Source organism: Demequina silvatica, assembly GCF_000971215.1.
GTDB lineage: Bacteria > Actinomycetota > Actinomycetes > Actinomycetales > Demequinaceae > Demequina > Demequina silvatica.
In genome coordinates, this window is sequence record NZ_BBMA01000002.1 from 609,634 (window position 1) to 623,297 (window position 13,664).

A 13,664-nucleotide genomic window follows, 5' to 3' on the forward strand; every position below is an offset into this window, starting at 1 on the left:
CCCGACGCCTCACCAGGCGGCGATCACCAGCATCGTCACCGCGAATCCCACGGGCTGGTTGAGCCACAGGAACGTCCGCCAGCCGCGGTTCGCCTCCTCGCAGGTCTCATCGGTGACCCGCACGAACCTCGCGACCGACGCCACGTACGCCAGCGGCAGCAGCGCCGCGAGCAGCGCCGGCCACGGCAGCGCCAGCAGCACCAGCGCCGAGGCGACGTACAGCGCGATCGAGAACCACACGGTCGCGCGCGCCCCGATCACCGTCGCGACCGAGCCGATCCCGCCCTCGCGGTCCGCGCGCACGTCCTGCACCGCGCCGAACGCGTGGCTGGCCATCCCCCACAGGGTGAACGCCACCCACACCGGCCAGGCGCCCGGATCGAGCAGCGACTCCCCCGCCAGCACCAGCGCGTAGATCAGCGGCCCCGCGAAGTGCAGCGCGGACGTCAGCGAGTCCAGGAACGGCCGCTCCTTGAACCGCAGCCCCGGCGCCGAGTACGCCACCACCCCGAACAGCACCAGCACGAGCGTGACGCCCGCCGCCACCGTGCCCTGGAGCAGCAGCCACACGAACGGCGGCAGAACCGTGATCGCGCACGCCCACAGGATCGCCCGGTGCACGCGCCGCGCCTCCGCCCGGTCCCGGATCACGTCCCCCTCGATGCCGCCCTTGCGGGGGTTGGCGAGGTCGGACTCGTAGTCGAACACGTCGTTGATGCCGTACATCAGCAGGTTGTACGGGATGAGGAAGAACAGCGTCCCCACCACCAGCACCGCGTCCACCTGGTGCGTCACCAGCAGGTACGCGGCGGCGAACGGGAACGCGGTGTTGATCCAGGACACGGGGCGGGAGGCCCGCACCAGCGCGGCGAGCGTGCTCATGACCGTGCGGGCTCCTTCCGCGAGAGCCAGGTCCACAGCGCCGGCACCAGCATCACCGCGCCGAGCGTGTACGCGAAGTCCTCCACCGGCGCGGTGCCCACGCGGACGCCGGAGATCAGCGACTCGTCGTACGCCACGATTCCGAGGCCCACGATGAGGTTGTCGAAGATCGCGGTGAGGAGGATCAGGACCAGCCCGGTGATGAGGAGGGGACGATGCGGCAGTCGCCTGAGCGTGGGCAGCGTCACCGCCGCGAGGAGGGCGAGGACGGCGACGGACAGCAGCACGTAGGTCATGCGGGCTCCTTCGCGCGGTGCCGGCGGTCGAGCCAGCGCCACAGGAGGAGTGTCTGGTAGGCGAGCAGCACCAGGAAGAACAGCTCCTCGAGCGGTACCTCGGGCGCCAGGAGCACACCGGTGAGGTACGGCGCCTCGCCGATGAAGAAGATCCCCAGCCCCACCCCGATCGCGTCCCACACCAGGAAGAACGCGACCGCGATCGCGACGGTGAGGAGCGCGGCGCGGGGCCGGTCGAACACCGCGACGCGATGGCGCCAATCCAGCAGGCCCAGCCCGGCGATCGACACGAGCAGCGCGCCGAGGTACGCGAAGGACGTCACGCGCGGGCCCGCCGCGCGAGGTTGCCCAGGACGCCGCGGTCGCGCGAGCGCGCGAGGAAACCGGGCGGGGCGGGCGTGGGCAGCGGCCCCACGTCGACCGCGCCGAGCAGCCGCTTCGCCACCAGCTCCGCGGAGATGAGGCACAGCGGCACCCCGATGCCGGGCACGGTGGACGCGCCGGCGTACAGCAGGTTGGGCACCTTCGAGGAGACGTTCGCCGGACGGAACAGCGCGGACTGGGTGAGGGTGTGCTCGAGCCCGAGCGCCCCGCCCTCCCACGCGCCCATCTGCGTCGCGAAGTCCGACGGGGTGGTGACGCGCAGCACCGTGGAGCGCTCGGGGAGGTCCGGCACCCCGGCCCAGGTCCCCACCTGGGCGAGGTACCTCCGGCCCAGCGCCATGAGCGCCGCGCGCGACTCGGGCGTCTCGCCCAACGACGTGTCCGCGGGGAACGGCACCAGCATGAACAGGGAGTCCTTGCCCGGAGGTGATACCGAGGGGTCGGTGGCGCCTACGCGGGAGACGTAGATGGACGCGGGCACCGGTGGAAGGTCGCGCGCGAGGATCGCGTCGAAGTGCGCGTCCCAGTCGCGCGTGAACAGCAGGTTGTGGTGCGCCAGCTCGGGGACGTCGCCGTCGACCTCCGCCATCACCAGCAGGGCGCTCACGCCGGGCTTGCGACGCCGCCAGGACTTCTCGGGGTGCGACCGCCAGCGTTCCGGTACCAGCGCCGTCTCCAGGTGGTGGAGGTCCGCGGCGCCCACCACCGCATCGGCCCGGACCACCTCGCCGGACTCGAGGGTGACGCCCGTCGCGAAGCCGGCGTCGTCCACCAGGACGCCCGCGACGGGCGAGCCGGTGCGCAGCTCCGCGCCCTCCTCGCGGGCGACGCGCGCGATCGCCTCGGTGAGCGCGTACATGCCGCCGCGCGGGTAGCGCACGCCGTCGGTGAGGTCCAGGTGGCTCATGAGCGAGAACAGGCCGGGTGCCCGGTCGGGCGAGGAGCCCAGGAACACCGCGTGGAAGCCCAGGATCTGGCGCAGCCGCGGGTCGCGCACCCGCGACGCGATGCGCGCGCCGAGCGAGCGGGTGAGCAGGCCCGTGAGCAGCGGCAGGCGGCGCATCACCTGGGCGTTCACCACGCCCTGCGGGCGTGCGAAGGTGGTGTAGAGGAAGCGCTCGAGCGCGAATCGGTAGAGCACGCCCGCCTCCTCGGCGTAGTCGCGCATGGCCGCGCCCTCGCCCGGGCTCAGCGCGTCGAAGCGGCGCCAGTTCTCCTCCGGGTCCGCGGACACGTCGAGCGTGGACGCGGCTTCCCACGCATCCGCGCCCTCGAAGAACACGCGGTAGCGGGGGTCGAGGTCGACGAGGTCCAGCTCCTGCTCGACGTCCCGTCCCATGAGCGCGAACCAATGCGCGAAGGCCTCGGGCATGAGGTACCACGAGGGTCCCGAGTCGAACGTGTGGCCGGCGACCTCGACGCGGCCCATGCGTCCGCCTAGGGTCGCGTGCTTCTCGAGCAGCACCACCTGGGCGCCGCCGCGCGCGAGCAGGCCGGCGGTCGCGAGGCCCGCGACGCCGCCGCCGATCACCACCACCCGCGGGCCGCTCATGGGGTCCTCCGCGACCGGACTGCAAGGAGGTTGCGGGCGGCGAGGGACGCCTTGACGGGGTTGGGCACCCGCACGCGTCGCGTCACCAGCCTGCGCGCCGGCGTGGCCGCGATCTGGTCGAGCAGCCGCGCGTAGATGTCGATCGTGGTGCCCACGGCCGCGCGCGCCCGCGGGGGCAGCGCGCCGAGCACCTGCTGGGCCGCCGCGATGTCCCCCCGGCACTCCTCGACGAGGCCCGCGAGCCGCGCATCGTCCAGCGTCGCCGCCGTGACGCCGGGGAAGTAGCTGCGTCCCAGGTCGCCGTCGTCCGTCGCGAGGTCCCTCAGGAAGTTGACCTTCTGGTACGCGGCGCCCAGGCGGCGCGCGCCGGCGCGCACGTCGGGGTCGAGCGGCCGCGGTCCGGCGCCCGTGTTGACGAATACGGCCAGGCACATCTCCCCCACCACCTCGGCGGAGCCGAAGATGTAGCGCGCCAGGGATTCCTCGTCGTGGGCGGCGGTGGAGAGGTCCATGCGCATCGAGGCGAAGAACGGCTCCGTCTGCTCCCGCGTGATCCCGACCTCGCGCGCCGTGAGCGCGAACGCGTGCGCGACCAGGTCCGTGCTGAAGCCGCGGTCCATCGCGGCGTGGACCTCGGCCTCGAAGGCGTCGAGCAGCTCGCCGGCGTCGGGGCCGCGGTAGGTGTCGACGATCTCGTCCGCGACGCGCACCATCGCGTACACGTCCCTGATGTGCGCGCGCTGGTCCCGCGGGAGCAGCCGGGTCCCGAGCCCGAAGGACGTCGAGTAGCGGGCGATCACCCGCGCGGCGGCGTCGCGTGCCGCGGCGTCGTAGAGGGCGAGGCTGGCGGCGCCGTCGTCGTGCCGTCGCCGTCGCGAGCGGCGGCTCACGACAGCCGGTCCGCGAGGCTGTCGATGAGGTCCACGAGGTAGCCCGACAGCGGCGCCGGGATCCGCTCCGACGCGATGCGCCGCGCCGTGCGGCCGTGCTGGCGCGCGGTGCGCAGCGCCTGCTCGCGCGCGCCCGAGGCGACCAGCACCTCGCGCACGCGGGCGGCCCCGTCGTCATCCAGGTGAGGGTCGCCCACCGCGGCCTCGAGGACGGCCCTGCCCGCCGCATCGGCCCGCTGGAAGCCCAGGCGCAGCAGCTCGGTGCGCTTCCCGGCGCGCAGGTCCGACAGGACGGACTTGCCGGTGACGGCGGGGTCGCCGAACACGCCCAGGTCGTCGTCCACCAGCTGGAAGCTCAGGCCCAGCGAGGCGCCCAGCTTCTCGAGGTGGCTCACCATGGTCGGGTCGCCGCCCGCGAGCTGCGCGCCCGCGAGCAGCGGCACGATGCACGAGTACGTCGCGGTCTTCAGCTCCGCGACCACCAGCGAGTCCGCCTGCTCGGGGGCGACCATGCCGCCGTACATGTCGAGCAGCTCGCCCGCGATGGTGGTCCGGATCGCGCGCGTGACCAGGTCGAGGCACGCGATGCGGTGGTGGGCGGGCAGCTTCGCGCGGGAGATCAGGTCGTAGGACGATGCGAGGGCCAGGTCGCCTCCCAGGAGGGCGGCGGACAGGACGTGGGACTCCACCTGCTGCGGGGGGAGGCCGCTGGTCGCGAGGGCGGCACGGCGTGTGCCGGCCACGTTGGGGCGGCCGCGACGGACCTCGTCGCCGTCGAGCAGGTCGTCGTGGATGAGCATCGCCGTGTGGAGCATCTCCATCGCGGCGGCCACGGGCACCGCGGCCTCGGGGTCCTCGCCTCCGAGGCCCGCGTAGGCGGCGAGCGTGAGAGACGGGCGCAGGTCCTTGCCGCCCAGGTACTGCTCGCCTATGGACGCCCAGAGGTCGCGGTAGTCGGCGCCCGCGGAGGGCAGCTCGAGCATGGCGCGCTCGACGTGGCAGTCGAGCGTCGCGCGCACGTCGTCGAGATTGGCCTCGACGAAGGCGCGTACCCCGTCAACGGTCCCCAGCGGCGTCATCACGACAGGATAGACAGCGGCGCCCCTGGGGGTATTCCCCCAGGGGCCGACTGTTCTCGAAAAGTGATCAGCGGCAGACGTACTGCTGCTCGGTCGTGTCGGGGACGTTCGGGTCCGGCGTCACCAGCACCGACCGCACGTCGCACCACATGATGAGCGAGACCACGGTGCCCGGCGCGACCTGCGTGCCGGCGTTCGGGTTGGTGGACTTGACCGTGCCGGCCATGTCGACGTTCGCCTCGCTCGTGTCGACCGTGACGTCGCCGAGCGCGAGGCCCTCGCCCTCGAGGTCCGCCTTGGCGGCGTTCTGCGACTTGCCGAGCACGTCCGGCACCGCGACCGTCGACGGCGCCTGCGCGACCACCAGGCTCACGGTCGAGCCGCGCTCCACGCGGCCCTCGCCCGGGTCCTGGCTCATGACGGTGCCGTCCTCGACGTCGGTGGTCTCCTGGTAGCTCTCCGACGGGACCAGGGAGAGGCGGCCGAGCTTCTGGCGCGCCTGCTCGATGGACTGGCCGGTGAGGTCCGGGAGCTTCACCAGGCCCGAGGCGAGGTAGAGGGTGACCGTCGAGTCGTTCGCGACCATCTCCCCGGCCTTGGGGTCGGTCTTGGAGGCGCGGCCGGCGTCGAGGCTCGCGTCGTCGACCGTGTCGCGCGCGACCACGCGCAGGCCGGCATCCTCCAGCGCCTTGATCGCGTCATCCTCGGTGTAGCCCTTGACGTCGGGGACCTCGACCACGTCGGGGCCGGTCGACAGGAACACGGTGACCGTGGAGCCCTCGTCGACGTTGCGGCCCGCCTTGGGGTTGGTGCGCGTGACCAGGTCCTCCTCGATGGTGTCCGAGGGTTCCGTCTTGAACTCCGCGGCGAGCTGGAGCCGGTCGAGCTCCGCCTGCGCCTCCTGCTGCGTCATGCCCTCGAGATCGGTGATCTCGACGCGCGCGGCGGACGGGCTGGGCTCGACGCCGGGGGCGTCGCGGTTGATCATGAACAGCGCCGCGATGACGAGCGCGGCCGCGAGCAGCGCCGCGCCGAGGAGCGACCACTGGATGATGCGCTTCTTGCGCAGCGCGGCCTCGTCCTCCTCGTCGTCGATGGTGTCGACGGCCGCGGTGGCAGGGGTGCCGCCGGCAGCCGCCTGGCCGTCCGCGCCCCAGGCGCCGGCCGGCATGACCGCGGTCTGACCGGCGACGGTGGCCTCGGGCATGATCTCGGTGGCGCCCGTGATGGGAGCGCCGTCCTCGCCGGCCATCGCGGCGGCGGCCACGCCTGCGGCGCCCGCGCCCAGCGCGGCCGAGCCGAGCGCGATCGCGCCGGTGGTCGGGGACACGCCGTCGCCGGCCATCACGCTGCGGAGGTCCGCGAGGAACTCCTGGGCGCTCGAGTACCGCTCGTCGCGGTTCTTCGACAGCGCGCGCCCGACCACCTGGTCGAGCTCGGCCGGGACGTCGGAGGCGAACTGCGACGGCTTGGGCGCGGGCTCGCGCACGTGCTGGTACGCGACGGACACGGGCGAGTCGCCGATGAACGGCGGGCGGCCGGTGAGCAGCTCGAAGAGCACGCAGCCGGTCGAGTAGAGGTCGGAGCGGGCGTCGACGTTCTCGCCGCGCGCCTGCTCGGGCGACAGGTACTGGGCGGTGCCCACCACGGCCTGCGTCTGGGTCATGGTCTGACCCGAGTCCGCGAGGGCGCGCGCGATGCCGAAGTCCATGACCTTCACCGCGCCGGTGGGCGTGAGCATGATGTTGGCCGGCTTGATGTCGCGGTGGACCAGGCCCGCGTGGTGCGAGTAGTCGAGCGCGGCGAGCACGCCGGCGGTGATCTCGACCGCCTCGTCGATGGGGGCCGCGACGTCGCCCTTGAGGATCTCGCGAACCGTGTGGCCCTCGACGTACTCCATGACGATGAACGGCACCGCCTGCCGGTTGCCGTCGGGGTTGACGAACGCGTCCTCGCCCGTGTCGTACACGGCGACGATGCTGGGGTGGTTGAGTCCGGCGGCGGCCTGGGCCTCGCGGCGGAAGCGGGTCTGGAACGACGGGTCGCGCGCGAGGTCGGCGCGGAGGATCTTGATCGCGACCGTGCGTCCGAGGCGCGTGTCGTAGCCGACATGCACCTCGGCCATCCCACCCCGGCCGATGAGGTCCCCGACCTCATACCGTCCGGCGAGGATCTTCGGTTCGTCGTTCATTCACTCTTCCTTAGTGGTCCGTGTTCGGGGGCCATTGTCGCATCTACCGTGTTCCCGGCCGCCGACGCTCGACGTCGGGGCGGGGGCGGTACTCGCGGGGAGCGATGCTGGGCGGCATGGCGCGACGCGGCGGGGAGGCGGGCAGCGAGGCCTCGACGGGAACCCGGGCTCCGCTGCCCGGCTCGACCAGGGTCAGCTCCGCGAGCAGGCGGTCCAGCTCGAGCGCGGAGGCCGGGCGGCGGCGGGGGTTCTTCTCGAGCAGCCGGGTGATGAGGGTCGCGAGCTCGGGCGACACGTCTCCCGGCAGCGGCGGGACCGGGTCGTTGACCTGGGCGATCGCGATGTCGACGGCGCTCGCGGCCGTGAAGGGGCGCTTTCCCGCGACCGCCTCGAACGCGATGATGCCCAGCGCGTAGAGGTCGGACGCCGGGGTGGCGGGCTTGCCGAGCGCGAGCTCGGGCGCGAGGTACTGCGCGGTACCCATCACCATGCCGGTCGCGGTGAGCGTGGTCTGGTCCGTGCCGCGGCTCACGCCGAAGTCGGTGATCTTGACCCGGTCGCCCTCCTGGACCAGCAGGTTGCCCGGCTTGACGTCGCGGTGCATGATCCCGGCGGCGTGCGCGGCGTCGAGGCCGCGGCACGTGTGGCGCAGGATGGTGATGAGGCGCGACTCGTCGAGGGTGCGCTCGCGTTCGAGGATCGAGGACAGCGGCTCGCCCTCCACCAGCTCCATCACGATGTACGGCGTGCCGTCGTGCTCGCCGAAGTCGAACACCTGCGCGATGTTGCCGTGGAGCAGGCCGGCGGCGTTCTTGGCCTCGTTGCGGAAGCGCTTGAGGAACGTCTCGTTCTCCGCGGCGCCGTCCTTGAGGACCTTGATCGCGATCTCACGGTCGAGGTCCGCGTCGGTGCCGCGCCACACCTCTCCCATGCCGCCCACGGCGAGGAGGGAGCGCAGGACGTAGCGCCCGCCCAGGGTGGTGCCTGCGTGGATGCCCATGTCAGCTGCCTCCCTGAGCCGCGATCGCGGCCTCGATCACGGCGCGCGCGATGGGCGCCGCGACGCGACCACCGGTGACCTCGCCCTCGGTGGAGCCGCCGTTCTCCACCAGCACCGCGACCGCGACCACCGGGTTGTCCGCAGGCGCGAAGCCCACGAACCACGTGTGCGGGCGGTCGCCCGTGCCGGTCTCCGCGGTGCCGGTCTTTCCCGCGACGTCGATGCCGGAGATCTGCGCCGCCGTGCCGGTGCCCTCCTGCACCACCGCGACCATCATGTCGGTGAGCTCGTTCGCGTCGGAGCGCGTCATGGGTTGCGACATCTCCTCGGGCTCGTACTCCTCGATGACCCGCAGGTCCGCGTCGCGCACGTTGTCGACCAGGTAGGGCCGCATGAGCACGCCGTCGTTCGCGATCCCCGCCGCGACCATCGCCATCTGCAGCGGGGTCGCGCGGTCGTCGTACTGCCCGATCGACGCCATCGCCGTCTGCGCCTCGTCCGGGTCGTCGGGCAGCCGCGAGGGGGTGACCGCGAGCGGGATCGACAGCTGCTCGCCCCAGCCGAACTCCTCGGCCTTGCGCTCGACCACGCCCCACCCGAGCTGCATCCCGAGGTTCGCGAAGGACGTGTTGCAGCTCATCGCGAGGGAGTCCTCGAGCGTCTGGCGCTCGTTCGCGGAGCAGGACTCGCCGCCGTAGTTCTCGATGGTGGTGGTCGTCAGCGGGAGATCCAGCTCGTCGGGGGCGTACAGCTCCGAGTCCGCGTCGTAGCCCGCCTCGAGCGCGGCCGCGGAGACGATGAGCTTGAACGTCGAGCCCGGCGGGTAGGTGTCGCCCGCGATGGCCCGGTTGACCAGCGGGCCGTCCTCCTGCGCGAGCAGGTCCTGGTAGTTCTGGTCCACCTCGGCCGTGTTGTGGCCCGCGAGCAGGGCCGGGTCGTACGTGGGGCTCGTCACCATGGCGAGCACCTCTCCGGTGGACGGGTCGAGCGCGACCACCGCCCCCGCATCGTCCCCCAGCGCCTCCGCCGCGGCCCGCTGGACCTCCGCGTCGAGCGTCAGCTCGACGCTCGCGCCGCGCTGCGTCTCCCCGGACACGAGGTTGCCAAGCCGGGTCCAGAAGAGAGAGTCGGCGGTGCCGGAGAGCAGGTCGTTCTCGGTCTGCTCGATCGCGGTGCGCCCGAAGACGATGCTGTAGTAGCCCGTCGCGGCGGCGTACAGGGGGCCGTCGGCGTAGGTGCGCTGGTAGTTGAACGGGTCGTCGACGGGCTTGGACCACACCACGGACTCGCCGTCGACCACGATGGGGCCGCGGAAGGTGCCGTACTCGCGGTAGAGCGTGCGGACGTTGCGGGCGTCGGCGTTGAGGTCGCCGGCGGCGATCACCTGGATGTAGGACGCCGCGATCATCAGCGTGAGGAACATCGCGAGGACGATCACGGAGAGGCGGCGGACGGGCTCGTTCACGGCGTCATCACCTCCGGGCGGCGGGCCTGGTCGGAGATGCGCAGCAGCAGGCCCACGATCAGCCAGTTCGCGAGCATGGAGGAGCCGCCGTACGCGAGGAACGGCGTGGTGAGGCCCGTGAGCGGGATGACGCGCGTCACTCCGCCGACCACGATGAACACCTGGAGGGCGATCGCGAAGCCGAGACCCGCGGCGAGCAGCTTGCCGAAGCCGTGGCGCACGCCGATCGCGGTGCGCATGGCGCGCTGGACGATGATGACGTAGAGCGTGAGGATCGCCATGAGGCCGGTGAGGCCCAGCTCCTCGCCGAGCGAGGCGACGATGAAGTCGGACTCCGCGTACGGGACCAGGTCGGGGCGGCCCTCTCCCAGGCCCGTGCCGAACAGTCCGCCCGACGCCATGCCGAACAGCCCGCGCACCAGCTGTTCCGAGGCGCCCGAGCTGTAGACGTCCGCGTCGAGGGCGTGCAGCCATGCGGTGTAGCGGGAACCCACGTGGCTGAAGAGCGTGCCCGCGAGCACGGCGCCCACGGCGAACATGCCGAGGCCCACGATCACCCAGCTGAGGCGTTCCGTCGCGACGTAGAGCATCGCGACGAAGATACCGAACAGGAGGAGCGAGGTGCCGAGGTCGCGCTCGTAGATCTGGACCAGCATCGCGGCGGCCCAGACCAGCGCGAGCGGGCCCATGTCGCGCGGGCGCGGGAAGCGCATCCCGAGGATCTTGGGGCCGGCGAGCGCGAGGGTGTCGCGGTTGGAGACCAGGTAGCCGGCGAAGAACACGACGAACGCGATCTTGGCGAACTCGCCGGGCTGGAGGGACTTGCCGAACACGCTGATCCAGATGCGGGCGCCGTTGATCTGCGACCCCAGCCCGGGGACCAGCGGGAGCAGCAGCCCGACCAGGCCCAGGAGGCCGGCGGTGTAGGTGAAGCGGCGCAGCAGGCGGTAGTCGCGGAGGAGCAGGATCACCAGCAGCGCGAGGCCGATCCCGAGCAGCGTCCACAGCGTCTGGATCTCGCCGAAGTTGGTGTCGCGGCCGCGGTCCGCGTAGGCGAAGTCCATGCGGCGGATCATCGCGAGGCCGATCCCGTTGAGCGCGAGGACCGCCGGGACCAGCACGGGGTCCGCGAAGGGCGCCCAGCGGCGGATCGCGAGGTGGATGACGAGCGCGACCACGGTCCAGCCGGCGGCGTAGATCGCGAGCTCGTCGAGCTCGAGGAAGTCCGCGTGATAGTCGACCAGGCCGCGTGCGAGCACGGCGACGGCGACGGCGAGCCCCAGGAGCGCCAGCTCCCCGCGGCGGCCGGTGCGGACCTGGACGTCGGTGACGGTGGCCACTAGGCGCCCGACTCCAGCGAGCTCACGACCCCGGCGGCCTCCTCGAGGGTGGGCACCCTGATGGCGCCGGTGACGCGTTCGCGCTGGTAGGGCGCGAGCTCGTCGACCAGGATCTCGGTCTTCTCCACCACATGGGACAGCTCCCAGGTGCCGACGGTCGCGGGGATGCCGCGGTAGATGGTGACGTAGCCCTCGCTATCGCCCACGTAGTACTGCTGCTGGGACCACCAGTAGCCGCCCCACGCGGCGCCCACGAGCGCCAGGAGCGTGACCAGGGGCAGGATCCAGGGGCGCAGCCGCTGCCAGCCCTCTCGGGAGGGCTCCTCGTCCTCGTCCGGCTCCTCGCGCGCGGCGAGGCGCGCGGCCTTGCCTGCGGGGGAGTCCCCGCCTGCGGAGGGCTTACGGCGGTCGCGGGCTGCGGATCCGACGATCTGCGAGGTGGTCGCGGGGCCCACGCCGTCGGGCGACGCGTCGATGTCGACGATGTCCCCGATCACGCAGGTCACGTTGTCGGGGGCGCCCGCGGCGAGCGCGAGCCCCACCAGCGCGTCGGCGCAGTCGCCCGGGTCCTCGACCTCGAGCAGCGTCTTCTGCATGGTCTCCTTGCTCACCACGCCCGACAGGCCGTCGGAGCACAGGAGCCAGCGGTCGCCCGCGCGGGTCTCGCGCACGGAGATGTCGACGGGCACGTCCGCGTCGATGTCGCCGAGCACGCGCAGCAGCATCGAGCGCTTGGGGTGGTGCTCGGCGTCCGCGACGGACAGCCGGCCCGTGTCCACCAGGTGCTGGACGAAGCTGTGATCGGTGGTGATCTGGCTGAGGTCGCCGTCGCGCAGCAGGTAGGCGCGCGAGTCGCCGATGTGCGCCATCGACAGCGTCGAGCCCGAGCGCAGCAGCGCGGTGACGGTGGTGCCGAGGCCCGAGAGCTCCGGATCGTTGCGGGCGCGGTCGACGATCTGGGCGTGAGCGTCGGAGATCGCCTCCTTGAGCTCGTCCAGCGCGTCGTCGGGGCCGTGGGACTCGCCCTCGAGCGCGGACAGCCGCGCGATGGCGATGGAGGAGGCGATGTCGCCTCCGGCCGCGCCGCCCATGCCGTCCGCGACCGCGAGGAGGTGCGGGCCGGCGAAGCCGGAGTCCTGGTTGTTGGAGCGCACGAGACCGACGTCGGACCGCGCGGCGAAGTGGATGCCCAGATACATCAGCCGCGCAGCTCCAGGGCGGTCGCGCCGATGCGGATGACGTCGCCGCCGCGGAACGGAACGGGATCCGTCACCTTCTGGTTGCCGAGGTACGTGCCGTTCGTGGAGCCGAGGTCCTCGACCATCCAGCGGTCTCCTTCGGGGTAGATGCGGCAGTGGCGCGCCGAGCAGTAGTCGTCGTCGATGACGAGCGTGCACGTGCTCGCGCGCCCCACCAGCACGGGTGCGGAGCCGAGCGGGATGGTGGTGCCTTTGAGGGGGCCCGACGTCACCGCGAGGTGACCCGCCGACGGGTCCTTGGTCGAGATGGAGCCGGTACGCAGGCCCGTGGCCGCCCGGCTGGGCGACGCGACCTTCTCAGCCCGCGCGTCGTCCTTCTTGGACTCCCTGCCGCGGCCGCGCGCGGTGATCCGCGTGCCGTACAGGTCAGCGCGCAGCACCGCTATGGCGGACAGCACGAGCGCCCACAGCAGGACCAGGAAGCCCATGCGCAGGAGGGTGATCGACAGCTGGCTCACGTCAGTAGTCCTCGTCCCCGTCGACGGCGTCCCAGTACATGAGGGTGGTGCGCCCGATGGTGATGGCGTTGCCGTCGAGCAGCGTCGCCTCGCTCACCCGCTGGTCCTCCACCATGGTGCCGTTGGTGGAGCCCAGGTCCGTGAGGATGGTGCCGTGGTCCGTCACCTCGAGGCGGACGTGCTTGCGGCTCACGCCCGTGTCATCCACCACGATGTCCGCCTCCGAGCCGCGGCCGATGGTGGTCGACTCGCCCGTGAGGTAGTAGCGCGTGCCGTCGATGTCGAGCAGCGGGTAGCGCGAGCTGGTGTTGGTGCCCGTGGCCGGCGCGACCGGGCCGCGGGTGGTGCGGGACACCACGGCGTAGCGTCCGGTCGCCAGGGTCTCGTCGACGTCGAAGGCGACGTCCACCGCGCCCACGAAGGAGTAGCGCTGGCGCTCGGCGTGCGCGCGGACGGAGTCCACGAGCTCGTGGCGCAGGGCGTCGGAACCCCACTGCTCGACCGTCTCCATGTCCGCGGGCGCGAGGGCGATGCCGTATTCATTAGGTGCGACCGTGCGGCCGCGGTCCACGACCGCGGCGCGGGCGTCGCACTCGCGCTTCACGGCGGCGGCCAGCTCGACCGGCTTGACCCCCGCCTTGAAGGTGCGCGCGAACGCGTTCTGCATCACGTTCTCGACTCCGCGCTCGAAGCGGTCCAGCACACCCATGCCCGCCATCGTATAGGCCTCTGAAACCGTGCTAGAGTTACCCGGCGCGCGCGAGTGGCGGAATAGGCAGACGCGCACGGTTCAGGTCCGTGTGCCCGAAAGGGCGTGGGGGTTCAACTCCCCCCTCGCGCACCATATGAGAAGGCCCCCGGGGTATCC

General features: G+C 72.2%; 13 protein-coding genes and 1 tRNA gene. 1 reads left to right on the forward strand and 13 read right to left on the reverse strand.

What is annotated here, in order from left to right; all coding sequences use genetic code 11:
- Positions 1 to 9: 9 nt before the first annotated feature.
- From AOM05_RS02905 to AOM05_RS02965, 13 genes are all read right to left on the reverse strand, one after another.
- On the reverse strand, positions 10 to 882 hold the full coding sequence (locus AOM05_RS02905) for a prenyltransferase (RefSeq protein ID WP_062519269.1): 873 nt from the start codon (positions 880 to 882) through the stop codon (positions 10 to 12).
- Entirely contained in the window at positions 879 to 1,178 is a 300-nt protein-coding gene (locus AOM05_RS02910; RefSeq protein WP_062519271.1) for a lycopene cyclase domain-containing protein, read from the reverse strand. Before AOM05_RS02910 ends, AOM05_RS02905 begins: the two co-directional genes overlap by 4 nt.
- Positions 1,175 to 1,501, reverse strand: coding sequence for a lycopene cyclase domain-containing protein (locus AOM05_RS02915; RefSeq protein WP_062519273.1), 327 nt, complete (start codon positions 1,499 to 1,501; stop codon positions 1,175 to 1,177). Before AOM05_RS02915 ends, AOM05_RS02910 begins: the two co-directional genes overlap by 4 nt.
- Positions 1,498 to 3,114, reverse strand: coding sequence for a phytoene desaturase family protein (gene crtI / locus AOM05_RS02920; RefSeq protein ID WP_062519275.1), 1,617 nt, complete (start codon positions 3,112 to 3,114; stop codon positions 1,498 to 1,500). Before crtI ends, AOM05_RS02915 begins: the two co-directional genes overlap by 4 nt.
- Entirely contained in the window at positions 3,111 to 4,004 is an 894-nt protein-coding gene (locus tag AOM05_RS02925; RefSeq protein ID WP_062519277.1) for a phytoene/squalene synthase family protein, read from the reverse strand. The genes crtI and AOM05_RS02925 overlap by 4 nt, the downstream gene beginning before the upstream one ends.
- A complete protein-coding gene (locus AOM05_RS02930; RefSeq protein WP_062519279.1) occupies positions 4,001 to 5,083 on the reverse strand; it encodes a polyprenyl synthetase family protein in 1,083 nt (360 codons plus the stop codon). The genes AOM05_RS02925 and AOM05_RS02930 overlap by 4 nt, the downstream gene beginning before the upstream one ends.
- 67 nt (positions 5,084 to 5,150) lie before the next feature.
- The gene (gene pknB, locus AOM05_RS02935; RefSeq protein WP_062519281.1) at positions 5,151 to 7,274 is read right to left on the reverse strand and encodes a Stk1 family PASTA domain-containing Ser/Thr kinase; all 2,124 of its coding nucleotides are present in this window, start codon (positions 7,272 to 7,274) and stop codon (positions 5,151 to 5,153) included.
- 43 nt (positions 7,275 to 7,317) lie between these two features.
- Positions 7,318 to 8,274, reverse strand: coding sequence for a serine/threonine-protein kinase (locus tag AOM05_RS02940; protein ID WP_062519282.1), 957 nt, complete (start codon positions 8,272 to 8,274; stop codon positions 7,318 to 7,320).
- A 1-nt stretch (position 8,275) separates the two neighbouring features.
- Complete coding sequence (locus AOM05_RS02945) at positions 8,276 to 9,739, reverse strand: peptidoglycan D,D-transpeptidase FtsI family protein (RefSeq protein WP_062519284.1); 1,464 nt, start codon at positions 9,737 to 9,739, stop codon at positions 8,276 to 8,278.
- On the reverse strand, positions 9,736 to 11,079 hold the full coding sequence (locus tag AOM05_RS02950) for an FtsW/RodA/SpoVE family cell cycle protein (protein ID WP_082097209.1): 1,344 nt from the start codon (positions 11,077 to 11,079) through the stop codon (positions 9,736 to 9,738). Before AOM05_RS02950 ends, AOM05_RS02945 begins: the two co-directional genes overlap by 4 nt.
- Positions 11,079 to 12,278 carry a PP2C family protein-serine/threonine phosphatase gene (locus tag AOM05_RS02955; protein ID WP_062519286.1) on the reverse strand — a complete coding sequence of 400 codons (1,200 nt, stop codon included), beginning with the start codon at positions 12,276 to 12,278 and terminating at the stop codon, positions 11,079 to 11,081. Before AOM05_RS02955 ends, AOM05_RS02950 begins: the two co-directional genes overlap by 1 nt.
- Positions 12,278 to 12,796 carry an FHA domain-containing protein FhaB/FipA gene (locus tag AOM05_RS02960; RefSeq protein ID WP_062519287.1) on the reverse strand — a complete coding sequence of 173 codons (519 nt, stop codon included), beginning with the start codon at positions 12,794 to 12,796 and terminating at the stop codon, positions 12,278 to 12,280. The genes AOM05_RS02955 and AOM05_RS02960 overlap by 1 nt, the downstream gene beginning before the upstream one ends.
- A gap of 1 nt (position 12,797) precedes the next feature.
- Positions 12,798 to 13,505, reverse strand: a complete 708-nt coding sequence (locus AOM05_RS02965; RefSeq protein WP_062519288.1) for an FHA domain-containing protein — start codon at positions 13,503 to 13,505, stop codon at positions 12,798 to 12,800.
- Between the two features lie 48 nt (positions 13,506 to 13,553).
- Here AOM05_RS02965 and AOM05_RS02970 point away from each other — a divergent pair.
- Positions 13,554 to 13,640, forward strand: a tRNA-Leu gene (locus tag AOM05_RS02970).
- The last annotated feature ends 24 nt before the right edge of the window (positions 13,641 to 13,664 follow it).